General features: G+C 59.9%; 18 protein-coding genes. 10 read left to right on the forward strand and 8 right to left on the reverse strand.

Annotated features, from left to right (window positions below; genetic code table 11):
- Positions 1 to 7: 7 nt before the first annotated feature.
- Entirely contained in the window at positions 8 to 1,060 is a 1,053-nt protein-coding gene (locus EPK99_RS01960; protein WP_128440948.1) for a cellulase family glycosylhydrolase, read from the reverse strand.
- A complete protein-coding gene (locus EPK99_RS01965; protein WP_164901667.1) occupies positions 1,057 to 2,649 on the reverse strand; it encodes a GumC family protein in 1,593 nt (530 codons plus the stop codon). The genes EPK99_RS01960 and EPK99_RS01965 overlap by 4 nt, the downstream gene beginning before the upstream one ends.
- Before the next feature lie 157 nt (positions 2,650 to 2,806).
- On the opposite strand from EPK99_RS01965, the gene EPK99_RS01970 reads away from it, so the two are divergent.
- The gene (locus tag EPK99_RS01970; protein WP_164901668.1) at positions 2,807 to 3,985 is read left to right on the forward strand and encodes a GNAT family N-acetyltransferase; all 1,179 of its coding nucleotides are present in this window, start codon (positions 2,807 to 2,809) and stop codon (positions 3,983 to 3,985) included.
- Between the two features lie 197 nt (positions 3,986 to 4,182).
- Here EPK99_RS01970 and EPK99_RS01980 read toward each other — a convergent pair whose 3' ends face one another.
- The 5 genes from EPK99_RS01980 to EPK99_RS02000 all read right to left on the reverse strand — a co-directional run bounded on the left by EPK99_RS01980 (position 4,183) and on the right by EPK99_RS02000 (position 10,507).
- Positions 4,183 to 5,202 (reverse strand): sulfate/molybdate ABC transporter ATP-binding protein, encoded by a 1,020-nt coding sequence (locus tag EPK99_RS01980; RefSeq protein ID WP_128440951.1) that lies wholly within the window; start codon positions 5,200 to 5,202, stop codon positions 4,183 to 4,185.
- Positions 5,199 to 6,086 carry a sulfate ABC transporter permease subunit CysW gene (gene cysW / locus EPK99_RS01985; protein WP_128440952.1) on the reverse strand — a complete coding sequence of 296 codons (888 nt, stop codon included), beginning with the start codon at positions 6,084 to 6,086 and terminating at the stop codon, positions 5,199 to 5,201. Before cysW ends, EPK99_RS01980 begins: the two co-directional genes overlap by 4 nt.
- A gap of 2 nt (positions 6,087 to 6,088) precedes the next feature.
- The gene (gene cysT, locus EPK99_RS01990) at positions 6,089 to 6,910 is read right to left on the reverse strand and encodes a sulfate ABC transporter permease subunit CysT (protein WP_128440953.1); all 822 of its coding nucleotides are present in this window, start codon (positions 6,908 to 6,910) and stop codon (positions 6,089 to 6,091) included.
- A gap of 138 nt (positions 6,911 to 7,048) precedes the next feature.
- Positions 7,049 to 8,035, reverse strand: coding sequence for a thiosulfate ABC transporter substrate-binding protein CysP (gene cysP / locus EPK99_RS01995; RefSeq protein WP_128440954.1), 987 nt, complete (start codon positions 8,033 to 8,035; stop codon positions 7,049 to 7,051).
- A gap of 138 nt (positions 8,036 to 8,173) precedes the next feature.
- Positions 8,174 to 10,507 (reverse strand): molybdopterin guanine dinucleotide-containing S/N-oxide reductase, encoded by a 2,334-nt coding sequence (locus EPK99_RS02000; RefSeq protein WP_128440955.1) that lies wholly within the window; start codon positions 10,505 to 10,507, stop codon positions 8,174 to 8,176.
- Positions 10,508 to 10,917: 410 nt separating this feature from the next.
- On the opposite strand from EPK99_RS02000, the gene EPK99_RS02005 reads away from it, so the two are divergent.
- From EPK99_RS02005 to EPK99_RS02040, 8 genes are all read left to right on the forward strand, one after another.
- Positions 10,918 to 12,570 carry an ABC transporter substrate-binding protein gene (locus EPK99_RS02005; protein ID WP_128440956.1) on the forward strand — a complete coding sequence of 551 codons (1,653 nt, stop codon included), beginning with the start codon at positions 10,918 to 10,920 and terminating at the stop codon, positions 12,568 to 12,570.
- A 37-nt stretch (positions 12,571 to 12,607) separates the two neighbouring features.
- Complete coding sequence (locus EPK99_RS02010; protein ID WP_128440957.1) at positions 12,608 to 13,618, forward strand: ABC transporter permease; 1,011 nt, start codon at positions 12,608 to 12,610, stop codon at positions 13,616 to 13,618.
- Positions 13,615 to 14,463 (forward strand): ABC transporter permease, encoded by an 849-nt coding sequence (locus EPK99_RS02015; protein WP_128440958.1) that lies wholly within the window; start codon positions 13,615 to 13,617, stop codon positions 14,461 to 14,463. The genes EPK99_RS02010 and EPK99_RS02015 overlap by 4 nt, the downstream gene beginning before the upstream one ends.
- On the forward strand, positions 14,442 to 16,172 hold the full coding sequence (locus EPK99_RS02020) for an ABC transporter ATP-binding protein (RefSeq protein WP_128440959.1): 1,731 nt from the start codon (positions 14,442 to 14,444) through the stop codon (positions 16,170 to 16,172). Before EPK99_RS02015 ends, EPK99_RS02020 begins: the two co-directional genes overlap by 22 nt.
- Positions 16,169 to 17,251 carry an LLM class flavin-dependent oxidoreductase gene (locus tag EPK99_RS02025; RefSeq protein ID WP_128440960.1) on the forward strand — a complete coding sequence of 361 codons (1,083 nt, stop codon included), beginning with the start codon at positions 16,169 to 16,171 and terminating at the stop codon, positions 17,249 to 17,251. Before EPK99_RS02020 ends, EPK99_RS02025 begins: the two co-directional genes overlap by 4 nt.
- Positions 17,252 to 17,367: 116 nt before the next feature.
- Positions 17,368 to 18,471, forward strand: coding sequence for an LLM class flavin-dependent oxidoreductase (locus EPK99_RS02030; RefSeq protein ID WP_128440961.1), 1,104 nt, complete (start codon positions 17,368 to 17,370; stop codon positions 18,469 to 18,471).
- Between the two features lie 49 nt (positions 18,472 to 18,520).
- Positions 18,521 to 19,702, forward strand: a complete 1,182-nt coding sequence (locus EPK99_RS02035; protein ID WP_128440962.1) for an acyl-CoA dehydrogenase family protein — start codon at positions 18,521 to 18,523, stop codon at positions 19,700 to 19,702.
- A 54-nt stretch (positions 19,703 to 19,756) separates the two neighbouring features.
- On the forward strand, positions 19,757 to 20,734 hold the full coding sequence (locus EPK99_RS02040; protein WP_128440963.1) for a ketopantoate reductase family protein: 978 nt from the start codon (positions 19,757 to 19,759) through the stop codon (positions 20,732 to 20,734).
- A gap of 35 nt (positions 20,735 to 20,769) precedes the next feature.
- Here the strand turns inward: EPK99_RS02040 and EPK99_RS02045 are convergent, their stop codons facing one another.
- Positions 20,770 to 22,668 (reverse strand): APC family permease, encoded by a 1,899-nt coding sequence (locus tag EPK99_RS02045; RefSeq protein ID WP_164901669.1) that lies wholly within the window; start codon positions 22,666 to 22,668, stop codon positions 20,770 to 20,772.
- 258 nt (positions 22,669 to 22,926) lie between these two features.
- Here EPK99_RS02045 and EPK99_RS02050 point away from each other — a divergent pair, with 258 nt between their 5' ends.
- Positions 22,927 to 23,754, forward strand: a complete 828-nt coding sequence (locus tag EPK99_RS02050) for a transporter substrate-binding domain-containing protein (RefSeq protein WP_164901713.1) — start codon at positions 22,927 to 22,929, stop codon at positions 23,752 to 23,754.
- The last annotated feature ends 20 nt before the right edge of the window (positions 23,755 to 23,774 follow it).

Genomic DNA, 23,774 nt, shown 5'->3' on the forward strand with positions numbered 1-23,774 from the left:
ACAGAGCTCATTTTGTCAATGTCCAGTCTTTTGAACGAGCCGACGCCGCTAAAGCGTCTTTGACAAAGCGGCCAAACTCAGAAGGTCCATCGTTGGCGTTCAAAAGATTGGGCATGGCCCCTTGGCTGAAACACCAGGCCGTGTGGCTCAACCCATATTTGACAAGAAAGTCCTCGACGAAGGGGCGACCGAAATTCTCTACGGTGCCATACAGGTCGTCTTTGCAATCGGGGCAAAACCCCCATTCCGTCACCACGATGGGCTTGACGCGATACAGGTCGCCCAATGTCGCAAGGCGAGCTGCAAAGTCGTCCCGCTCAGCATTCGGGTATGAATGCCATACATAGGCGGTCCTGCCGTCTTCGATCAGGTGATTGCGCATACCGACAAGATCGTGCGCCCAATAGCCGCCTGCACATAAAACGACATTGTCGGCCCTTTTCCTGATCACCCTGATAATGTCGGTCCAGGCTTGGTGGAAGATTGGCCAGTGTTTTCCGTTCGCAACCCAAAGGCGCTCTTCGGCCACCGGTTCATTCCACAACTCAAACAGCACACAGGGGTCGTTTGCATATTGTCGAGCCACCGCGTCCCAGAATCCAGCCGCGTCTTGCAAGCTCGATAACGAAATGTCTGTGGGCAAACCCCACTCGGCCGGAACCAGGGGCTCGTAGTAGCCCGGAAAGCCTATCGCATGCCAATCGATGATGACGAAGAGCCGTTCGGCGCGCGCCGCAGCGACCTCCCGTGCCAGTGCCCGGCGCGTTCCTTCCAAATCGGCGCGCCAATGGCCTGGCAATACGCTGATGCGCACACAGTTGGCGGACCAGCTCCGGGCAATCGTTTTGTAGTCTCCGATCGTTCTGTTCGCCCTGATGTATAGCGGGTCGCCGACGGCCACCCCTGTCAGTCGCAGCTTTTGGCCATCATATGTAAAGTGATTGCCTTCGATCTCGAGTTGGACCGATCGTCCAGCGAGAACGTCCGAGGCCGGCATCGTCAGCAGAGGCAGGGTGCTTAGGCCGCTCAGCACCTGCCTGCGGTACAAATTGTTACTCATGATCTATAGCCGTCTTCCTTCCGGCTTGCCCGGGGAACGCGCGGCGCATCGGAGGAGTATCTGTCATAAAGATTGAGGAGTGGCGGCGGGACGTGGCCTTCCGGAGCTTTGATTTCATCCCGTTCGGTACTGTAAGCCCGATCTCGCAGATAGCCGTAGCCGATGCCAAGCGACCAACCAAGGCTTATACCGAAGCCCACCGAAACGACGAGCATCATGGACAGGGAAGGCGGAGACTTTCGACGGATCGGTGTCGAAGCCGGAGAAACAATCTGAGCATTGATTGTGTTCAACAACCCCTGTTCACGCGTTTCCCGGGAACGGGTCAGAGCCTCCTCATAAAGCGCCCGTGCGCTGTCCGCATCACGCTGGAGTTGCCTGAGCTCAATCCGGGCCGAGTCTATATCTTGGACCTGGGAAATGAGAGGGTCGAGCGACTTTACCGCGGATTCGTATTCGGACTTGGATCGCTCGTACTCAATGCTGGCATACTGGGCCAGTCGTGCCATCTCGGCACTGACCGCGCGCTCTACTGCCGCCACCTTGCTTCGGGCGGTAATCACCCTCGGATGCCGCTCTCCCAACGTTGCGGCTAGTGTCGATACATCCGCCTCGGACGCTTCCATTTCCGCGCGCAAGCGCATCAGATCAGGAGACGCAGTCGCGATCGGTGACGATAGAAACCGCTCAGGATGGGCGAGCAGGGCTTTGAGCTGATCGCGATCTACCTTCCGCTTGTTCATGGTGTCTTGCGCGGTCGAGACAGCTGTACTGTTCTGACTGAGACGGCTCTCTGCCAGAACGGTCCCGTTCGCATCGACGATGTGATTATCAACTTTAAACTTCGCAATCGCATCTTCGCGCACCTTGAGTGCCGACTGCAGCGACGTTAGCCGGTTCTCAAGACTTTCCGACGCGGTGTTGGCCTGATCCGTGCGCTGCTTGTCACGCAACTGCAGATAAGACTTTACAACGGCATTGCTGATCTCCGCTGCTCTAGTGGCGCTCTGGCTTCGCGCATAAACGGTGATCATATAGGTCCGGTCTTCCCGGACGACGTTGATATTTTTCGCCAGTCGCTCGACAGCCTGCTGCACCGGATCCACGGTAGAAGCGCTAGGCGGACCGAACGAGAGCAACGAACTTGCGTTGCCGCGACCGCCAAATTCTTCATCTTTCGTTAGATCGAGGCTTTCGACCACGAGCTTCAAGACAGACGTGGATTGCATGATCCGGACCTGGCTTTCCACCACAACGACACCGGAGTCGCCCGCGGCCACCGGCGGAGCGAGATCGTTCCGCAGAACCTGCAAATTCTGAGGATCGACATAGATCTGTGCACTTGCCTCGTAAACGGGCTTGATGAACGGCATAATCGAAAGGCAGAGCAAACCGAATATCACGGCACCCGCCAGCGCCCAAAATCTCGATGCCCAAAGCCGTGAAGCGAGTTCCCATACCGTGATGCGAGGAATAGTTTCGACCGCTTCCGCGGCTTTCGGTAACATTCTCTCGTGAGGCTGAAACATCATCTTCATCCCGCAGATGCGATATTTTATCTGTTCTTGCTCTGCTTCAAGCGGATCCAAACCGGACCGCCAGCCATCCTCCCGCATAAAGATTAGAAAGTGGTAACCTCGGCAGGTCGGTTTGGGATCAACCCTGAGAAGTGCCGACGTCTGCTTAACGCTCCCTTATCCTGTCCCATGTATGCCGGGCAGGAGATCAAGATGGCTGAGAAGTGCTATGCCGCATCAACTGGAGGCCTCCTCGCAAGGAGTGTCTCATAAAATGAGGTTTATCGCCCAGCGCCATGACCGACTGGAGACGGTTGAAGGGACATGGCGGCAGTTCGAAGCCGCGGGATCGACCACGGCCTTCCAGCGATTTGACTGGATGAAGGGGATAGCGACCTATCTGTCCGGACCTGCCAAAGGTCGGCCGTTCGTCGTCGAAGTTCGCGATGCTTTTACCGGGCAGAGCTTCCTGCTCCTACCCTTGATCCTAATCCAGAAATTCGGCCATAGGGTTATCGAATATCTCAGCTTGGGCGTATGCGACATAAGCCTGCCCATCGTGGCTCCGGGGCATGTCTTTTCGGAGGAAGAGGGAACATCCCTTTGGCAGGCCATCGTCGCAGTTCTTCCGAAGGCCGACTTGATCAATATAGGCCGGATCCCGAGGGTTATGGGAGGCACGGTCAACCCCCTCGCCATGCTGCCTTGCGTCTACCCCATCGCGATGGAGGGTTTTGCCGTCAAGCTCAATGGAGATCCAAGCACCATTGTAGATCGAATTACGAATGGGCAGACACGGCGGATATTGAAAACATCCAAAAGGCGTCTGGAAGAGCTCGGCCCGGTTCGCCTCATGGTTGCGGATACCGACGCCGATCTTGGTGCGCTGCTGACTGTCATGATTTCTCAACGCTTGGAACGGTTTCGTCAGCTAGACCGGTTCGACCCGTTGGGCGTGCCTCACGTTCAGGAATTTTATAAAGCCGCCGCATTTGCCGGCTTGAAAGGCGAGAATCCGGCGCGCGCTTTTGGACTTGCAGTCGGCGACGAGACCATTGCTACGGCCTATGGTCTCGTCAATGGCGACACGTTCCACCTGATCATTCTCAGTATGGCGGATGGCATCTGGCGTTCTTGCTCTCCTGGAACCGCCATTGTTGCGCAACTCATCCGTTGGGCTCGGGAAGAACGATTTACAACCATGGATTTTTCCATCGGAGAGCTGACTTACAAGAAAGGATTCGGAGGCCAGGCCTCCGCACTCTACGCTTTGGAGCGCCCTTTTACGGTGCGTGGAAAAGCGGTCATCGCGTTGAGAACCCGGTTTGATGAATTCAAGAGAAAGCTGAAGTCCAACAGGCTGCTCTGGACAGGCCTGAAGTCCATCATCTCCGGCTTGAGACGGTAATCTCACGCATTGGCTACATAATCATATCAGCTTCTTAATTTCTGGCGGCCGGAGTCGTTGGCATCGGCATTATCGCGGATTGTGCTTTGGCATCCGGTGCGATGATACGGTTCCTGGAAACGGTGCTCGTCCCCTGGAAGGGCAAGAACTGATAGAGGACTGTTGGCAGGACCACTCGGCCGCATTTCCCATCATGGTCAAACGGCAAATACCCTTGCTCGACGCAACGTCACGAAACCACGCTCATTTGCCCTGACTGGCCGTTCCGGCTCCACGTCGAATTCCAGATGTTCGCCATTCTCGGTTGTCGCCAGAACGCGGCGGCTGTCCGGACGGTCGAGAATCCGATCGATGCTGGCCGCAATGCCCGGTCCATGTGCGGACCAGTCGAGATCGGCGGGGCGCGCATAAAGCTCCGCCTTGCCGTCCGCCATGCCGCCAACCTCGATCGCCGCACCGCTCGCATAGGCGCGGCCATCACGTACTTGCGCCTGCAGCATATTGGCGTCGCCGAGGAACTTCATCACGAAGGCAGATTGCGGGTTGCGGCAGACCTCTTCCGGCGTGCCCTGCTGAACGATCTGGCCGTCCTTCAGGATGACGACCCTGTCGGCTAGATCGAGCGCTTCCTCCTGATCATGAGTAACGAAGATGGTGGTAATGCCGAGCTCGCGGTGAATTTCGCGCAGCCAGCGGCGCAGATCGTGGCGAACATTGGCATCCAGCGCACCAAAGGGCTCGTCGAGCAGCAGCACTTTCGGATCGACCGACAGTGCCCGGGCCAGCGCCACCCGCTGCCGCTGGCCACCGGAAATCTGCGCTGGAAACCTGTTGCCAAGGCCTTCCAGCCGCACCAGCCGCAGTAAATCCACGACACGCGCCGCAATCGCAGTCTTTTCGCGCTTCACTTTCGAGACCTTCATGCCGAAAGCGATGTTTTCAGCCACCGTCATATGCGGGAACAGCGCATAATGCTGGAAGACGAAGCCGACGCCGCGGTCGCGCACCGGGATGCCGGTTGCATCGTGATCGCCGAAATAGATGTGGCCGCCATCGGCATATTCGAGACCGGCCACCATGCGCAGGATGGTCGTCTTGCCGGAGCCGGAAGGTCCGAGCAGTGCAACAAGCTCGCCACTTTCTATATCCAGCGAGACATCCCGCACGGCGCGAAACGTGTCGAAGGTCTTAACGACGTGGTCGAGGCGGATTTTCATGATGCTTTCTCCGCGGGCTGGGTGACAAGGGCAGGACGGCGGACCCGGCCGGCCCCTTGTCTTTCCAGTGCCACCTTGGCGATGATGGTGAAGAGCGCGATCAGCGCCAGGATAGAAGCTGACGCGAAGGCGCCAGCTGCCTGGTAGTCGTGGTAGAGCAGCTCGATGTGCAAGGGCAGTGTATTGGTCTGGCCACGGATATTGCCAGATACGACGGACACGGCGCCGAACTCGCCCATGACGCGCGCATTGCACAACACGACGCCATAAAGCAGCGCCCATTTGATGTTGGGCAGCGTTACCGAGAAGAACGTCCGCCATCCCGACGCGCCGAGCGAGGTGGCCGCCTCCTCCAGATCCCGTCCTTGCGCCTGCATCAGCGGGATCAATTCCCGCGCGACGAACGGCGCCGTCACGAACATAGAGGCAAGGATGATGCCGGGCACCGCGAACAGGATCTTGATGCCCCAGTCGTCCAGCAGCGGGCCAAATAGCCCCTGCAGGCCATAGACAAAAAGATAGGCGACACCCGCAACGATCGGCGAGACCGAGAAGGGTATCTCGATCACGACAAGCAGGAAACGCTTGCCCCAAAAATCGAACTTGGTGATCGACCAGGCCGCAGCCACACCGAAGGCGGTATTGACCGGCACGGCGATCATCGCCGTGAACACGGTGAGCAGGATAGCATGCTGCGTGTCGGGATGAGCGATCGTGTCGCGAAAGACAGCCCAGCCCCTGGAAAAGGCCTCGACGCCGATGATCAGCAATGGCGCAAGGACCAGGAAGGCGCCAAGAATAAGAACGAGGCCGATCAGCAGTCGACGGACGAGCGGCCCGTCACCGACCCTTGGCGGCCTTTTGCCTCTTGCCATGCCACCCATGGTTAGTTCCTCACCGTGTAGCGAAGGGCGCGAGATTGCATCCAGTTCGTCAGCGCCAGCATAAGGAAGGCCGTGAACAGCAGCACCGAACTGATCGCGGCGGCAGCTTGGTAATCATATTCCTCCAGCCGGATGAAAACGAGCAACGCGGTGATCTCCGTCGACATCGGCTGGTTGCCCGCAATGAAGATGATCGCTCCGAATTCCCCCAGCGACCGGGCAAAGGAAAGCGATAGGCCGGCCAGAATTGCGGGCGTCAGCAGCGGCAGGATGATTGTGCGAAAGATGGTCCAATCCGAGCCGCCGAGCGATTGCGCTGCTTCCTCCAGCGCCGGATCGAGATCCTCCAGCACCGGCTGGACGGTGCGCACGATGAAGGGGAGCGAGGTGAAGCACATAGCGATCATGATGCCGAGCGGCGTATAGGCCACCTTGATACCGAGATCGGCAAGCACCGAGCCGAACCAGCCATTGGTGGTAAACAGCGCCGTCAGTGCAATGCCGGCAACAGCCGTTGGCAGCGCAAAGGGGAGATCGACCATGGCATCGACCAGGCGCCAGCCGGGAAACCGGTAGCGAGTGAGCACCCAGGCGAGGCCTAGACCGAAGAAGAGATTGAAGAGGGTGGCGCCGAGCGCGCAAAGCACCGTGACGCGGTAGCTGGCAAGCGCCCGTGAGGAGGAGACGATCCGCCAGTAATCCTCCGGTCCGAGGCTCGCCGCCTTGAAGACGAGGGCAGCCAGCGGCAGGACGACGATCAGCCCGACATAGAGCAGCGTAACGCCCAGCGACAAGCGCAATCCGGGCAGCACATTACGTCTCAAGCGGTCATTCCTGTTCCTGAACAGCAAGAACCGGCGGATCCAAATCCACCGGCTCGATGCCGCAATTTGTGGCACTCCTCATTCCTGCGCTTGTCACAGAAATGAGCGTGCAATGGTTCATCGCCGACTGGTAGCCAATTACCGGCTACCGTAGAGCTTGTCGAGAGTTCCACCGGACGCAAAATGCTCTGACTGGATCTTGTCCCAGCCGCCAAACGCGTCATCGACCTTGACGAGGCGGATGGTCGGAAATTGATCCTTGAATTCAGCGGCGACCTTTTCGTTGTTGACGCGATGGCCGAACTGCGCCGCAATCCGCTGGCCTTCCTCCGTGTAGAGAAAATCGAGATAGGATTTCGCCAGCGCCTCCGTGCCATGCTTCTTGGCAACCTTATCGACGACTGCAACCGGGAATTCCGCGAGCAGGCTGACAGATGGAATGACGCTCGCCACCTTGTCGGTGCCATACTGTTTGACAATGCCGCGGGTCTCGGCCTCGAAGGTGATCAGCACGTCTCCGGTCTGGCGTTCTACGAAAGTGGTGGTCGCGGCGCGTCCGCCGGTATCGAAGACCGGGACATTGTCGAAGATCTTGGTGATATAGGCTTCGATCTTCTCCCGATCTCCCTTGAAGTTCTCATTCGCCCAGGCATAGGCCGCCAGATAGGTATAACGGGCATTGCCTGATGTCTTTGGGTTCGGGAAGACGGCATGGACGTCGTCGCGAGCAAGATCACCCCAGTCCTTGATGTTCTTCGGATTGCCGGCGCGCACCAGGAAGGACGGGAAGGAATAGAAGGGTGAGGCATTGTTTGGAAACGCCTTCGTCCAATCTTTCGATACGAAGCCGTTCTTGGCGAGGAAATCGATGTCGGTCGATTGATTGAAGGTGACCACATCGGCCTCAAGTCCCTCGACGATCGAACGCGCCTGCTTGGATGTGCCGGCATGGGATTGGTCGACGGTGACGCCCGGATGGCTTTTTATGAAGGCCTCGTTTTCAGCCACGAACAGTTCGCGCGAAACGTCATAGGAAGCATTGAGCAGTTTTGTCGGCGACTGCGCCAGAGCTGGCGCAGTAAACAGCGCGGCAAGCGCGGTGCCGAGAATGACGAGACGGTTCATGCAAAACTCCGTTGGTTATCAAACAAGAACTACCAAGCTGCGCATGACCATGCGAGGAATGATGACCTGAAGGTTCCACCGATCCTAGAATTCTGATCCAATTTCCAGTTGGCCGGCGTTGGTTTTTAGGCACGCATCTCACGGATAACGAAGCATATCGTCAGCTATTTCCGGATCGTCAAGGGAGCCCGCAATCGCCATCCCTTCGAGTATTCGCACAGGCGGTAATTCCCCGGTAAAGCGCTCCGCTTCCACGCGGGTCAATTGTCCGGTCGAAGCCTGGGCGAGCTTGGAGGTTCCAATGTCGCGGGTGAGGATATTCGGGTTGCCATGGATGCACATGGCTCGATCGGCGTGCGGGTCGTCGGGCTCGAACCACGCGCCTGTGGCGAGCTGCATGACGCCCTTCCGTACGTCGTCGCTGATCACGGCTGCGGCAAGGCAGCTGCCGCGGTCGTTGAAAAGCCTGACGATGTCGCCATCCGCTATGCCGCGGCTGACCGCGTCGAGCGGGTTTAGGCGCACGGGCTCGCGGCCCTTGATCTTGGTGGAACGGCTGAAATCGCCATAGTCCAGCTGGCTGTGAAGCCGTTGATGCGGCTGGTTGGAAACCAGATGGAGCGGATAGGTCGCCCGCCCATCCGTCTCCGGCCTGGCGGGATACCATTGCGGAAGGCCGCGGCAATCATCGTAGCCGAAGCTGTCGATCGTCTGCGAGAAAATCTCGATCTTGCCGGAAGGGGTCTGCAGCGGAGATCGGTCAGGATCATCGCGAAAGGCTCGTGCCGGGCCGCCGGTGTCCTGTTGTAACGGGAGGCGCATCTCCCCACGGTCCCAGAAAGCCTCGAAGCTGGGAGCATCATGGCCGCCGGCTTCAAGGGCCTTTTGCGTCGTCTGGAACAGAAGGGCGAGCCACTCGGCGCTGCTCCGGTTTTCTGTGAACTGCTCGTATTTTCCAAGACGGTGGGCGATTTGGGAAAAGATCTCATAATCGTCGCGCGCCTCGCCGACGGGCTCGATCAGCCTCTTCATAGCGATCATCAGCGGGTCGCGATCCGCAGCGCCGATATCGTCCCGCTCGAGCGTGGTGGTCGCAGGAAGCACGATGTCGGCGTGACGCGCCGACGACGTCCAGGCCGTCTCGTGCACGATGATGGTTTCCGGTCTTTTGAACGCTGCCCGCAGCCGGTTGAGATCCTGATGGTGGTGGAAGGGATTGCCTCCCGCCCAGTAGACGAGACGGATGTCGGGATAGCGCATGGCGTTGCCGTTATAATGGAACTCCTCACCGGGATGGAGCAGCATGTCGGCGATGCGGGCGACCGGAATGAAATCCGGTACGGGGTTCTTGAACTGGTTGAGAGTGGGAAGCGGGACGGCAAGCTGGCCCTTGCCGATATTGCCGAGCGCGCCCAGCGAATAGGCATAGCCTCCGCCATCCAGGCCGATCTGCCCGAGCATGGCCGCAAGCACAATCCCCATCCACACTGGCTGCTCGCCATGATCGGCACGCTGGAGCGAATGGCTGACGGTAATCAGCGTTCTGGCGCTCGCCATATTCCCCGCCAGCGTCCTGATTGTCTCGACGCCGATTTCGCAGATTGCGGACGCCCATTCCGGGCTTTTTTCGATACCATCGCTTCGGCCAAGCAGGTAGTCCTCGAATGCGGCGTACCCGACCGTATAGCGATCGAGAAATTCACGGTCATGCAGACCCTCGGTGACGAGCACATGCGCGAGGCCGAGCATCAGCGCAACATCCGTGCCCGGTACGATCGCCAGCCACTCGGCACCGAGGTCGGCTGGAAAATCATCCTTTATCGGGCTGACAAGGGCGAACTTCGCACCGCGGGCGCTTACCCCGCTCAGCGTCTTTCGCACGACATGCTTACTAATGCCGCCACCATGAACATCCGCGTTCTTGATCGCCATGCCGCCGAAGGCGACGACGAGTTCGGTGCTCCGCTCGATCGCTTCCCAGGTGACGCTCCTGCGGTCGAAATGATCGTAGGGACCCAGAACATGCGGTATGATGACCATGGCGGCGCCGGAACTGTAAGTATTGACCGACCGCACATAGCCGCCCAGCACATTCAGAAAACGGTGGACCTGGCTTTGCGCATGATGAAAACGCCCGGCACTCGACCAGCCGTATGAGCCGCCAAACACCGCTTGAGGACCGTGGTCCTTATAGACGCGTCGAAGCTCGCTCGCGACGAGGTCCGATGCCTCCGGCCAGTCCATCTCCACATAGTCATCCGCCCCGCGGGCATTGCCTGGAGTTCGGTTCAGCCAGCCGCGTCTGACTGCCGGACGACTCACGCGCGCAGGGCTATGTGCGATTGCCGGCAGGTTGCCCAACAAGGGAGACGGATCCGGATCGCCCGGATGAGGACGGATATCGAGTTTTCCGTCTTCATAGCGGCCGGAAAACGCGCCCCAGTGGGAGCTGTGAGGTTTGAAAGACGTCATCTATGGCATTCCTAATAGCAACAGCTATCCGCCGCTTCCCGCATAGAAGCGCGATCTTGTCGAGGAGCGTTGCGAGAGGATCTCGATTGAACAAGCGCCAAGCTTACGGATTGACCAATTTAAAACAAGAGCTCCCGCTCCCTCGGGAGGGCATGCCGCGACAAAGTTCGACACGATGGATTGGCGATTTCCTGCGGGTGCGAAAAAGCCGGCCCGCCACAGGGCAAAAACCGGTCAAAATAATCCACAAATTCCATGGAAAAAGAACAACTGGTCTTTCTTCCCGGGGCTGAGCTGCCTACGCTTTACGCATGATTTTTGCCTGACCTCCTTGTTTGACACGCCACGAGAATTTCCCGGTGGCGAGCAGGCTGGGACCAGCGACACAACCGTAAACCTTAGGATACACAATGACCGACCGCCCCAGATTTCCTTCTGTCTCCCGGCGCCGTCTGCTGATCGCCAGCTCTGCATTGGCCACCGCCGCTTTGTTGGCAACGGCAGGATTGTCGCCGGCTCTGAGTGCGGATAGCCCGAACAACGGAGGTGACATCACCTTCCTCATCGACTCACTCGGCGATACCTGGATTCCGAACAACAGCGCAATTTCCAGCTTCCAGGGTCACATCTGGGGTCATGTGACCGACAAGCTCCTTTACGTCGATGCCGAGGGCGAGGTCACCCCGTGGATTGCGGAGCGCTGGGAGCAGAACGACAACGCCACTGAATTCACGCTCCACCTCAAGAACGGCGTGACCTTCTCCGACGGGACGCCGCTCGATGCGTCAGCCGTCGTCGCAAACCTCGACATCTGGTATGCCGGCCGTAAGGCCGAGGGCATCAACCCCATCGGTCTCTTCCCGAAGACTTATGATCGGGCGGAAGCAGTCGATGCAGCGACGGTCAAGGTCTTCTTCAAGAAACCCACCCTCGGCTTCATACCCACCCTCGGCTACCACGGCTCGATCCTCATATCGCCCAAGACCATCGCCGCGCCCGCCAACCAGCAGGCCGATCTCAGCAAGACCTCCGGCAGCGGTCCTTACGTGGTCGAATCCTGGAAGGAGGGCGACTACGTCAAGCTCGTCAAGCGCAAGGACTACAACTGGGGGCCTGCGGCAGTCGGCCATACAGGTCCGGCTTTTCTGGATTCGATCACCTACAAGCTGGTCTCCGAGCCCTCGGTGAGGGTGTCCTCCGTCCTGTCCGGGCAGGCAGATGTCGCCTACAATGCCTCGCCGCAGGAATTGGAATCCCTCAAGGAAGAGGGCTTTACCGTCGCGACACCGCGCTACCTCGGCTTCGTCAATGGCTGGGCCATCAATACCAAGCTTCCGCCCTATGACGATGTAAAGGTCCGCCAGGCGCTTCAGGCCGGCATCAATCGCCAGGAAATCATCGACACAGTCTATACGCCAGACTGGAAGCTCGCGACGTCCTTCATCCAGAGCAACGTGCCCGGGGCGACCGACCAGAGCGGCCTGCTGGCCTACAATCCAGACAAGGCCGCAAAACTGCTTGACGAGGCGGGCTGGGTAAAAGGTGCCGATGGCATCCGCACCAAGGATGGGAAACCACTGCTGCTGACGCTGCATTCCAATCCCTATCTTGCGACCTCGAAATCGGTGGATGAGCTCATTGCCCAGCAGCTTGGCAAGATCGGCTGGAAAGTCTCCATCCGCGCCTACGATGTCGTCACCTTCGGCCAGAAGGTCAAATACGGCAGCCTGGCCGTGCCCGCCTACGAGGTGACGCGCAGCTTCATCGACGCGGGAACCGTCGCGAGCATCCTGACCAACGCCAATAACGGCGAGAACTGGTTTGCCCTCGATGAGAGCGACAAGGCGCTCAACGAGCTGCGCGACAAGATCGCCGGCGCTGGATCTGCCGAAACTCGAAAGCCTCTGCTCGACGAACTTCAGAAATATGTCCTCGAACAGGGCTACTTCATTCCGCGCACCCAGATCGTTCAGCGCATCTATGCGCAGTCTCCCAAGCTCAAGGGGGAAGTCTACAACGGCGTCGCCTATGCCAGCTACTACACCGCTACGAAAAGCGAGTGACGCGTAGTCGACCGAGTAACGCGAGAAGGTGACCGGCATGAGCAAAGCCTACCTAAACTACGCTGCAAAACGCCTGATCCAAGCAGCCGTCGTGATCCTGCTGGCCTATGTCTTCACCTTCGTTGTCGTCAGCATTCTGCCGGGCGACCCGATCACCAACGTTCTGAACAATCCGCAGAACGGGTTCACTCCAGACGAGATCAACGAGATCATCACTGCCCAAGGCCTGGATAAACCGATCCCGGTGCAGCTTTGGACGGCGCTGTCGGGCTTTCTGACCGGTGATCTGGGTTTGTCGATGCGAACCAATCGCCCGGTGGCAACTCTGATCGCAGAGGTGCTCCCCTCGACATTGGTTCTGGCTTCAGCGGGCCTCGTCGTCGCGCTTCTGCTGGCGGCGGTGATCGCCTATGGCACCCAATTTCTTCCAAAACGGTTCGGCCAGGGCCTGCTGCGGGGGTTCCCGTCTTTGTTCCTGTCCGTGCCAAACTTCGTCATCGGCCTGGTGCTGATCCACCTCTTCGGTTTTCAACTGGGCATCTTCCGGGTCATCGAGCCGAATAGCTTCTGGGCGACCCTGTTTGCGGCCGTCGCGCTCGGTATTCCCATTTCCGCGCAAATCGCTGAAGTGCTCATCGCCAATCTCGACCATGAGTCCGGCCAGGAATATGCAGCCGTCGCGCGGGGCCGTGGCCTCGGGCAGATGCGCCTGTTCACCAAGCACCTGCTCAAGCCCTCGTCGCTTCCTGTCATCACGGTCATCGCGCTGACGATCGGCGAACTGCTCGGGGGCTCGCTCATCACCGAGACCGTCTTTGGACGCACCGGCCTCGGCAGCCTGGTGCAGCGTTCGGTCAGCAGCCAGGACCTACCTGTCCTTCAGGCGGTCGTCTCGCTCGCAGCGGTTGTCTTCGTACTCGTCAACCTGATCGCCGACCTCGCCTATCCCCTGCTCGACCCTCGGGTAAAACTCATCGGCCCTTCGGCGCGTCGCCCGGCCACAGCCGATGAAGGCTTCACCGATCTTTCCAAGGCGGTGACGCCATGACCATCGCCTCCTTCCATTCCCCCTCGCGCAGATCGGCAATCGGCCGGCTGGCGTCCCTGCGGGTACAACCGACCATCGTGCTCTCTATAGCGATCGTCGCCCTCATGATTGCGTGGTCGATCACGCCGGGCTTGTTCACCAATCATGACCCGATCAACGGCGTTCCCGCCCACAAGCTGCTGGCTCCCAGCGCCGAGAACTGGTTCGGGACAGACCACCTCGGCCGCGATCTCTACACGCGTGTGGTCTACGGCACCTCTTCCTCGGTATCCAGCGCGCTCATCGCAGTCGTCATAGGCGTGGTCGCGGGCGGCCTGATTGGTCTTCTGGCTGGCTTTTTCGGCGGTTGGGTGGATATCGTGTTCGCCCGCATGGTCGATGTCTTGCTGGCGATTCCGAAATTCCTGCTAGCCGTCATCGTCGTCACCGCGATCGGCTTCGACACCACGAACGCAGCCATTGCCACCGGCGTTTCGGCGGTAGGGCTCTTCGCCCGAGTGATGCGCTCCGAGGTCATAAAGACCCGGCAGGCGACATTCGTCGAATCGTCCTTTTTGCTGGGCGGATCGCGCTGGCACATTCTGTGGCGTCACGTTTTTCCCAATGCGTCGCGCTCCGTGCTGCCGCTGGCAGTGCTGCAGTTCGGCGACTCGATCCTGGTGATCGCTGGCCTTGCATTCCTCGGTTATGGCGACCCCCCGCCCGCCTCCGACTGGGGGCTGCTGATCTCGATCGGCAAGGACTACCTGAAATGGCCGTGGCTGGTTTACGCGCCTGCTTTTGTCACGATCGCGACCGTCCTCTCTGTGAATAGGATCAGCCGATGGCTACGCAAGACAGACTGACCGCCCCTATCCAAAGCGTAAAGTTCGGCGCGCCCAAGCCACAACTGCTTGTGCCCCTGCTTCGAACCGAAGGCCTTTCGGTATCCTACGGACCGAACCAGGTCGTCACCGATGTGAGTTTCGACCTCAACCCTGGCAAGAGCCTTGCTCTGATAGGCGAGTCCGGTTCGGGGAAATCGACCATTGCACGGGCCGTCTTGCGGCTTCTCCCCAGCGGAGGCCGCGCTACCGGCCGCGTGGAATTCGACGGCCAGGACGTGCTTGGACTTTCCGAGCGCCGTTTCCGGCCTTTGCGCGGACGGGTCATCGGCTTCGTGCCGCAGGACCCCGGCAACTCGCTCAATCCGGTGCGAACGATCGGCGTTCAAGCGATGGAGGCTGCCGCTCTCCTCGACGAACCCAGCAAGGCAATCCGGAAGGAGCTGATCCTGGAGACCTTCGCCCAGGTTGGCCTCGACAATCCCCGGCGGGTCTACGACTCCTATCCCCACCAGCTTTCTGGCGGCATGCTCCAGCGTGTGTTGATCGGTCTTGCCGTCCTGCCCCGGCCAATGCTTCTGGTCGCCGACGAGCCGACGTCCGCGCTTGACGTCACGATCCAGAAACGAATCCTCGATCTACTCTCCCGGTTACAGCGGGACCTGGATATCAGTCTGCTCCTCATCACCCACGACCTTGCCATCGCCGCCGAACGGGCAGACTCGCTGGTCGTATTGAAGAATGGCCTCGTGCAGGAAGCGGGCAGGACCGCCGCTGTGTTTTCGTCGCCGAAATCGGCCTATGCGAAGAAGCTGCACGCCGATGTTCCAGCCCTAAACCCCGACCGTTATGCCAGGCTGCGAGACCCCGGCTTTCGTCTACTCGATACTGGCGCCGGCAAGCCGCCGAAGATCGAGGTCAGCGCCGTCACGAAGAGGTTTTCAGTTGACGGCAAGGTTCTCACAGCCGTGGACAATCTGTCGTTTTCCGTACCCGCCGGCACCACGCATGCTCTGGTCGGCGAATCGGGCTCGGGAAAAACCACCACAATCCGGCTACTACTCGGGCTTGAGGAACCCGACAGCGGTAAGATCGTGGTCGCTGGCCAACAGCTTCCAGAGCGCTCGTCCGCGTCTCTGCGTGGAGTATGGCGTCACCTCCAGCTCGTCTACCAGAACCCTTTCACCTCCCTTGATCCGACCTGGAAGGTCGAGCAACTGGTGCGAGAGCCGCTTGACCGGTTCAAGATCGGGACGCCCGGGGAACGGGTCGAGATCGTTCGCGAGGCGCTTGCCAATGTAGGGCTCGGCGAACATTTGTTCTCACGGAAGCCGGGGGCCTTGTCGGGAGGCCAGCGCCAGCGAGTCGCCATCGCCCGGTCGCTGGTTCTCAAACCAGACGTGATCGTGCTCGACGAGCCCACGTCCGCACTCGACGTCAGCGTCCAGGCTGACATCGTCGAGGTGTTGCTCTCGTTGCAAGCCAGGTTCGGCCTGACCTATGTCTTCGTGTCCCACGATTTGGCCTTGGTGCGACAACTCGCCCACACAGTCTCGGTGATGCAGCGCGGGCGCATCGTCGAACATGGGACCGTTAGCTCCATCTTCGACAACCCCCAGCAGCCCTACACACGCTCGCTGCTCGATTCGATCCCGTCCGCCGCTTCCGGAATTGCTCGTCTCCCACAACCACGGGCACGGCGGATCCTTACGAAGGAAAAGATCGCATGAACATCGTCGCATCTGCCGCCACCGTGCCTGCGCCGTTCCGCCCGAAGCACCGGCTCGGCTTCAATACGCGCGTATCCTTCAACGACGAGGCAGGGCCGGCGCAGGGTCTGCGCGATGGGATAGAGCTGTTCAAGGCCGCCGAGACACTGGGCTACCAGTCGGGCTGGGCCTATCAGCGCCACTTCGATCACTATCTCTCGTCGCCGCTTCCATTCTTTGCGGCTGCTGGCCAGCATACTCGGCACATTACGCTGGGGTCTGCAGTCATTCCCATGCGTTATCAGGACCCGATCCTTCTGGCCGAAGCAGCCAGCACCACCGATCTCTTGATCGGTGGCCGACTGGAACTGGCGGTCTCGACTGGAACCAATGCAGCGTTCGATGCCGTGTTCGGCACGACCGACACCGATGCGCGAACCGAGGCCAAGCGGCGCCAGGCACGCTTCCTCGCCGCGATCAGAGGGGAAGTCCTTCATACCGTCAGCGGAAGCGATCAAGGTCTTCCAGAGGGCACAGAGCTGCGCGTGACGCCGCACAGCCCCACGCTGCGGTCGCGAATAAGGCAGGGTTCGGCCAGCATCGGCTCCGCAATACAGGCTGCCGAGCTTGGGATCGGCCTAATATCCGGGACGGTCCAGCACGACCATGCCGAGGGCGAGAGCTTTAGCGAGTATCAGGCCCGCATCATCCAGGCTTACCGAACCACGTGGCGCCGGATCTGGGGCACCGAGCCGCCCCCGGTCGCCGTGGCAGCGTCGATCCTGGTCGGCACCACGGTCGAGTTGCGTGAGAAATATGCGGCTTACGATCTTGAGCGGCGAACCCTTGGCATTGCGGCGTCTCGCCCCAAAGGCGCGATCGGGCCGGCCAAGCAGCCACCGGGAGTGCAGATTTCGCCGGTCTTTCAGGGCGGGCCCGACACGGTGATCGAGGCCGTTCTGAACGATCCGGGACTTGCCGCCGCCGATGAGGTCGTCCTCTTTCTGCCTCCCGCATTCGATTTTGCGGAAAACGTGCAGCTTTTGACGGACCTCGTAAAGACGGTGGCACCCAGCCTCGGATGGTCACCAAACTCGTGAGCACCGCGCTTAGCCCGCGATTTTTTCTGCATAGTCGATAGAAAAAGAACGACCTGTCTTTCTTGCCCACTTTACGCGGCATAGCCTTAAGGCCAATCGAATAAAGGAAACCTCACATGACAGCCGAATTTATCAGTGTCACGTTCCCGAACGCCTCCAACGATCTTACTCCTCTTCCCGATGCGCCGGTGGATGCGCTCTTCCTGGAGCGGTATGCCCGGGCACTCGACGACTATGGCTTCAACTACACGCTGATCCCCTATTCATCTTCTTCCTTTGATCCGTTCACGATCGGAGCGACCATTCTCGCCCATACAAAGCAGATCAAGATCATCGTGGCGCTACGCCCGAACACTGTTTACCCGACAGTTGCCGCGAAATCTCTGGCGACGCTCGATCAACTGAGCGGCGGGCGCGTCGTGGTCCACTTCATTGCCGGCGGAAGCGATGACGAGCAGGCTCGAGAGGGCGACTTCCTGAACAAGGAAGAGCGCTACGAGCGGCAGGAGGAGTATATCCGCATCCTGCGTCTTGCATGGACATCGACCGAGCCCTTCGATTTCGATGGCAAATATTACCAGTTCAAGCAATTCCGCAGCGCCGTGCGCCCAACAAAAGGCCTCATTCCCATCTCGCTCGGGGGGTCCTCCGACGCCGCATACCGGATCGGCGGGTCGCTCTGCGATATTTTTGGCCTCTGGGGCGAGCCGCTGGCGGAAACGAAACAGCAGATCGAAAGGGTCTATGCCGAAGCTGCGAAAGCCGGCCGTACGGATCGGCCGCGCATCTGGGTGACTTTCCGTCCCATCGTGGCCGAAACGGACGAACTGGCCTGGGAGAAAGCCTACAAGGTTTTGGACCGGCTGAACGCGAACCGCGAAAAGGGCCTCTCGCGGGCTCCGCTTTCCGCCCCTCGCCCAGCCAATGTCGGCTCGCAGCGCCTTCTGGATATTGCCTCGCGCGGCGATGTGCACGATAGAGCACTCTGGTATCCGACCGTCACCGCCACCAATGCAAGCGGGGCAACGACTGCACTGGTTGGTTCGCCACGTACCATCGCTGATTCCATCCTCGACTATATCGATCTCGGCGCAGACCTGATCTCGATCCGCGGCTACGACAACTACAATGACGCGGTCGATTACGGCCGCTACATCCTGCCCCTGGTACGCGAAGGCCTCCGCGAGCGTGAGGACGCCAAGAGAAAGGCCGCTGCCTGAGCATTCAGGCCCGGCCCGGTAGCTTACTTGTAATCATAAGGCTAACAACATGCCCAAACACCCCGGCGTCCTGGACGCAACTGCCAGAGTGCTGGCCGAGGCGGCTCCGGACGCGGACCGCTCCGGTCATTTTCCGTGGAAGGGCATTCGTGCCGTCCACGAAAGCGGCCTTCTGGAGAGCACCGTCGCCACCCGATACGGCGGCGAGGGAGCATCGCTTTACGACGCCGCCCATATTCTTGCAGCGCTCGGTCGAGGAGATCCGTCGGTCGCCTTGATCAGCGCCATGACGCTCTTCAACCATCTCGGGCAGGCCGCGAAAGGCCATTGGCCGGATGATCTCTACCGGCGCTTGCTGGCAGAGGGAAAGCAGCGACCCCTGCTTCTCAATGCAGCGCGCGTCGAGCCGGAGCTGGGATCGCCGGCGCGTGGCGGCCTGCCGGCCACCTATGCCCGACCGACCTCCCGCGGCTGGTCGATCACCGGGCGCAAGCGCTTCGTTACCGGCGCGCATGGTCTCACTCATTTCCTCGTCTGGGCGCACACCAAGGAGCCAGCTGCAAGGGTTGGAACTTTCGTCGTTCCGAACGGACTGCCCGGCATCGAGATCATCGAGAACTGGAATAGCCTCGGCATGCGCGCCACGGGTTCGCACGACGTCCAGTTCACCGATGTCGAGATTCCGGCCGAGAACGGATTGGAACTGGTCGATCCGTCCGTAGCCCAGCAGGACAATCGAGGCCATGCAGCCATGACACTGGCGTTGACCGCGATCTATCTTGGCGTGGCAGAAGCGGCGCAGGAAGCTTTCATTCGGTTCGCCCATGACCGCGTGCCTACCAATCTTGGCTACCCGATCGCCCGGACGGAACGGTTCGTGACACTGTCAGGCGAAATCGATCTGCTCGTTTCTGGCGCAAGACAGATCATTTTCGATGCGCTCAAGGTCATCGACGGCGACGCGGAAAGGCTCATTCGCGCCCGACTCATTGCCGGCCGGCAACTTCGCACGGCAGTGGAGATCGCCGTGCGTGGCCTCGGCAATCCGGGTCTCGGCGCCGATCTCGGGCTCGAACGGCATTTCAGGGATATCCAGGCGGTGCTCGTCCATGCTCCGCAGGAAGACACTTCAATCTCGATGCTCGGCCGCACCGCTTTCGACAAATGGAACCGGGCGCAAGCCGTACCCACGACCGTTCCGACGGAACGTCTTGCCCTCAAGACCGCATAGCGTCACCGACACGTCGCACATTCTTCCTCAGCAACTCCCGATCGGCAGACGCACATGACACGCTACATCATCATCGGCGCCGGCGCAGTTGGCGCCAGCCTCGCCGCAGAGTTTGAAACGCATGGCATCCCTTACGTCCTTGTGGGGCGGGGTGCCCAGATTGCGCATATTGCGGCACATGGCCTCACCTATCGCCGTCCTGCGGGAACCAAGCTCGTTCGGCTGAACGCCGTCGATACCGCATCGCCCCCTATTCTCCAGCCTGACGATATTCTTGTCCTCACGGTGAAGGCGCAGGATGTCGAGGCGGCAGCCGAGTTCTGGGCATGGCGGGACGTGGAAGGCGGAACCTTGGCATCCGAGCTGCCGCTGGTAACCCTCCAGAACGGGTTGGCGGCCGAGACAATTGCGCTGAGACGCTTCAGCCGCGTCTATGCGGCCAGCATATTGGTTCCGGCACGCTACACCGTCACCGGGGAAGTGGTTGTGGGCGGTGAGCCGAATGTCGGCGTGGTTACGATCGGCCGTTTTCCGGAAGGCCTGGACGATATCGCATCGGCTATTTCCGCCGATTTTACCAAGGCCGGCTATCTGGCCGAAGCACGCGCCGATATCCGTCGCTGGAAGGCGGCAAAGCTGGTGCATAATGTGACCAACGTTGTGGAGCTTTTCGCTGGCTCGCCCGAGACCCGCGGCCATGCTGCCGCCGGATTGGCTGCCGAGGCCCGGCTCGTCCTCAAGGCAGCAGGATATGACCTGGCCGAACCTGCCGAGCGCGCCGTCGATATATCCAGATGGCACGTGGCGGAAGGCAGCGGTATCGAGCGCGGCCAGCAATCAACGTGGCAGAGCTATATACGCGGCACGTCGAGCGAGGTCGATTATCTGAACGGTGAGATCGTGCAGCTCGGACGGCTGCATGGCGTTGCCGTGCCGCTCAATGCAGCCTTTCAGCAAGCGGCGGCGAAGCTGGCGCGCGACGGCGGTAAGCCCGGCTCCCTCGATATCGACAAGGTCGCCGAACTGGCATGACGCCCGTCGATCCGATCGACGCCTGTCGTCCTTCATCATGCGGAAGGCTTTCCCTCGCGGGATAATCTCCAAGGCACGGTGACGACGGTCAGGCGCGGACCGCCGAATTTCAGGAGTTGCGCTCGTAGGCGGCCACCACGGTTCATGTGCAATATATTTTGCCACCATTTTTCCTTTACGGTCTGCGGGATCAGCACGGCCACATGACGCTCGGGTGCATCGGCGTCCAGCTTCTCGATAAGCCGCAGGAGCGGCTCATGCAGTTCCCGGTACGGCGCCGGGATCAGCATCAACCTTGGCGGTTGCAGCCCTTTGGCGGCTGCCGGTTCTTCGACATCTCTACACCATTGGTCGCGGAGAGCCTTCTCGCCTTCATCTGCCTCCGGACCGCCAAGACGCACCAGATGGACAGCGACGACGTCGGGCGAAATCGTCAATGCGAACTTCACCGCCCGTTCGCTTAACCGGTTCCATTCTTCCATGACGACCAGAACCGTGGGAGGCTCCACTTCATCGAGTTCGATCGGCCCTGGCTGACGAAGCTCCTTGTCAAGAGAGTTGTAATAGTTTTTGACCGCCTTCAGGACACCGATCGTCAAGGGGACGGCAATCAACGTGATCCAGGCGCCTTCCGTGAACTTCGCCAGCATAATCACGACAAGCGCTATCCCTGTCGCCACGGCGCCGACGGCATTCATGGTGAGCTTGCCTGGCCGCTTCTTCTCCTGACGGCGCCAATGCACCACCATGCCGGTTTGGGAGACGGTAAAGGTCAGGAACGCACCGATTGCAAATAGCGGGATGAGCTTTTCGGTTATGCCGCCGAAGGCGACGAGCAGCAAGCACGCCAGCGCGGACAGGAACAGAATGCCGGCAGTGAAGACCAGCCGCCGGCCCGGCTGGGCGAACGCTTTCGGCAGATACCCGTCTGCGGCAATCATGCGACAGATTCTGGGAAAGCCGACAAAGCTGGTATTGGCCGACAGGCACAGGATGCAGAGCAGACTGGTCATCGCCACATAGTAGAAGCCGTTATAGCCGGTGACCGCGCCCAGCAGCTGGGAAAGAACACTCTGGTAGCCGTCCCGGGTCTGGTCCATGGCACCGATGTCGAAGGACGTTGCCAGGGTTGCAATACCTGCCAGCAGCAGTCCCAGAACGACCACTATGATCGTCAGGGTCATATAGGCGTTCTTGATCACCGGCTCACGGAAGGAGCTGACGCCATTGGACACTGCTTCGACACCGGTCATGGCTGTGCAGCCGCTGGCAAAGGCGTGCATGAGAAGCCACAGACCCGCAGCACCGGCGGGAGCCGCGAGTGCAGGCGGCGTGACCACGGGCTGAGGATCACCCTCGGTCACAATGCGGAACAGGCCGTAACCGATAACGCCGAGAAAGCATGCGATGAAGACATAGGTGGGCAGCGCGAACAGCCACCCCGCCTCACCCGTTCCTCGCAGGTTTGCGATGGTGACAAAGGCGACAATGGCAAGGCAAAGCGGAAGAATATACGGGTGAAGATCCGGTACTGCCGATACCAGGGCTCCCACCCCCGCAGACACGCCGACCGCGACATTCAGCACGTAGTCTATCATCAAGGCGGATGCCGTAAGCAGGCTCGGATATTCTCCGAGGTTCTCCTTGGCCACCGCATAGGCGCCGCCGCTTGTCGGATAGGCTGCGAGCGTCTGCCGATAGGAGAAATAGAGTATGGCGAGCAGTGCGATGATGCAGCCCATTACCGGGCCTAGATAGGTAAGGCCAGCAGCGCCGAGGGGGATAAGGATCGTCAGAGCGGCTTCCGGGCCGTAGGAGGATGACCCGAGGCCGTCCAGCCCCATTGCGGGCACTGCTTCTATCCATCCGAGCTTCTTGTCTTCGTTTTCGCGGTTGGCGAGCCGGCGTCCGAACAGAAGGGTATTGAGGTTCAAGGGAGCGCATCCTCAGAAATGAATGACGCCGAACAATTCGGCTCGCCTATTGTTCCTCGCGCTGGGGCTCCTGCACGGCCTGACAACCTGTCGGTCACTCGCCAACAGCCTGCACATTCCCGCGGTAATTATTCTAATCCAAAGCCACATTACGACATATCTCTTCTGACATTCATGCATTTTAAGGTATTTTCTTCCTCGTGGAAGAGGCTTCGCTCAGGTACGGTCCGGCCAAAACAAGGAGCCACCATGCCCTCTATGAAGCTTGCGACCATGACTTCCGCATTCGCGTTGTCTATCTTCTCCTTAATGGCGACGCAGGCATCCGCCGATGCGACGCTGGACCGCATCAAGGGCCGCGGCGCACTGACCGTCGGCGTCATCCTCTCGGGCGCTCCATTTGGCTACATCGATCCGAAGACCCAGGAGCAGAAGGGCTTCAATATCGATATCGCCAAGGCTCTGGCGGAAGATCTCGGCGTCAAGCTTGAAACCGTCACGGTGACGCCGCCAAACCGCGTTCAGTTCCTGCAGCAGGGCAAGGTCGATCTTCTAATCGCCAACATGCAGTACACCGAAGACCGCGCAAAAGTTCTCGATTACGTGCCGACAGCCTATGACCGCGCCGGTGGTGCTGCCGTTGTTCGCAAGGACAGCGGGTTGAAGGATTGGGCGGATCTCAAGGGCAAGCCCGTCTGCGTGTCCCAGGGTTCCAACTACACGCAGCCCCTGATCGAAGAATACGGTGCCGTGGTCAAGGCTCTGCCGAGCCAGCCGGAATCGCTGCTCGCGCTCCAGGGTGGCAATTGCGTGGCCGCAGTGCATGTCGGCGCGACCGTCGGCCTTTTGCTGGAAGACCGTCCGGAAGATTGGAAGGACTACGCAATCCCCTTCCCGACCGAACTCATTCCGTCCGATTCCGTGATATGGCTGCGGAAAGGCGAGAAGGACACGCAGACCGCACTCGACAACAGCGTCAAGAAGCTGCACGCTTCCGGCAAGCTGCTCGAATTCGCCAAGTCCAATCGTCTGCTCAACACCAAATTCCTCGAAGAGCAGCAGAAGGCGCTTTCGGCCAGCAAGTAGCGGGCAGCACCGGTAAAGCG

Source organism: Neorhizobium lilium, from assembly GCF_004053875.1.
Lineage (GTDB): Bacteria > Pseudomonadota > Alphaproteobacteria > Rhizobiales > Rhizobiaceae > Neorhizobium > Neorhizobium lilii.

Coding starts and splice junctions, on each gene's coding strand:
- EPK99_RS01970 (WP_164901668.1), top strand. CDS start 2,807: ATGCCGCATCAACTGGAGGCCTCCTCGCAAGGAGTGTCTCATAAAATG.
- EPK99_RS01960 (WP_128440948.1), bottom strand. CDS start 1,060: ATGAGTAACAATTTGTACCGCAGGCAGGTGCTGAGCGGCCTAAGCACC.
- cysP (WP_128440954.1), bottom strand. CDS start 8,035: ATGAACCGTCTCGTCATTCTCGGCACCGCGCTTGCCGCGCTGTTTACT.
- EPK99_RS02025 (WP_128440960.1), top strand. CDS start 16,169: ATGAACATCGTCGCATCTGCCGCCACCGTGCCTGCGCCGTTCCGCCCG.
- EPK99_RS02020 (WP_128440959.1), top strand. CDS start 14,442: ATGGCTACGCAAGACAGACTGACCGCCCCTATCCAAAGCGTAAAGTTC.
- EPK99_RS02040 (WP_128440963.1), top strand. CDS start 19,757: ATGACACGCTACATCATCATCGGCGCCGGCGCAGTTGGCGCCAGCCTC.
- EPK99_RS01980 (WP_128440951.1), bottom strand. CDS start 5,202: ATGAAAATCCGCCTCGACCACGTCGTTAAGACCTTCGACACGTTTCGC.
- EPK99_RS02005 (WP_128440956.1), top strand. CDS start 10,918: ATGACCGACCGCCCCAGATTTCCTTCTGTCTCCCGGCGCCGTCTGCTG.
- EPK99_RS02015 (WP_128440958.1), top strand. CDS start 13,615: ATGACCATCGCCTCCTTCCATTCCCCCTCGCGCAGATCGGCAATCGGC.
- EPK99_RS02010 (WP_128440957.1), top strand. CDS start 12,608: ATGAGCAAAGCCTACCTAAACTACGCTGCAAAACGCCTGATCCAAGCA.
- EPK99_RS02000 (WP_128440955.1), bottom strand. CDS start 10,507: ATGACGTCTTTCAAACCTCACAGCTCCCACTGGGGCGCGTTTTCCGGC.
- EPK99_RS02030 (WP_128440961.1), top strand. CDS start 17,368: ATGACAGCCGAATTTATCAGTGTCACGTTCCCGAACGCCTCCAACGAT.
- cysW (WP_128440952.1), bottom strand. CDS start 6,086: ATGGGTGGCATGGCAAGAGGCAAAAGGCCGCCAAGGGTCGGTGACGGG.
- EPK99_RS02050 (WP_164901713.1), top strand. CDS start 22,927: ATGAAGCTTGCGACCATGACTTCCGCATTCGCGTTGTCTATCTTCTCC.
- EPK99_RS02035 (WP_128440962.1), top strand. CDS start 18,521: ATGCCCAAACACCCCGGCGTCCTGGACGCAACTGCCAGAGTGCTGGCC.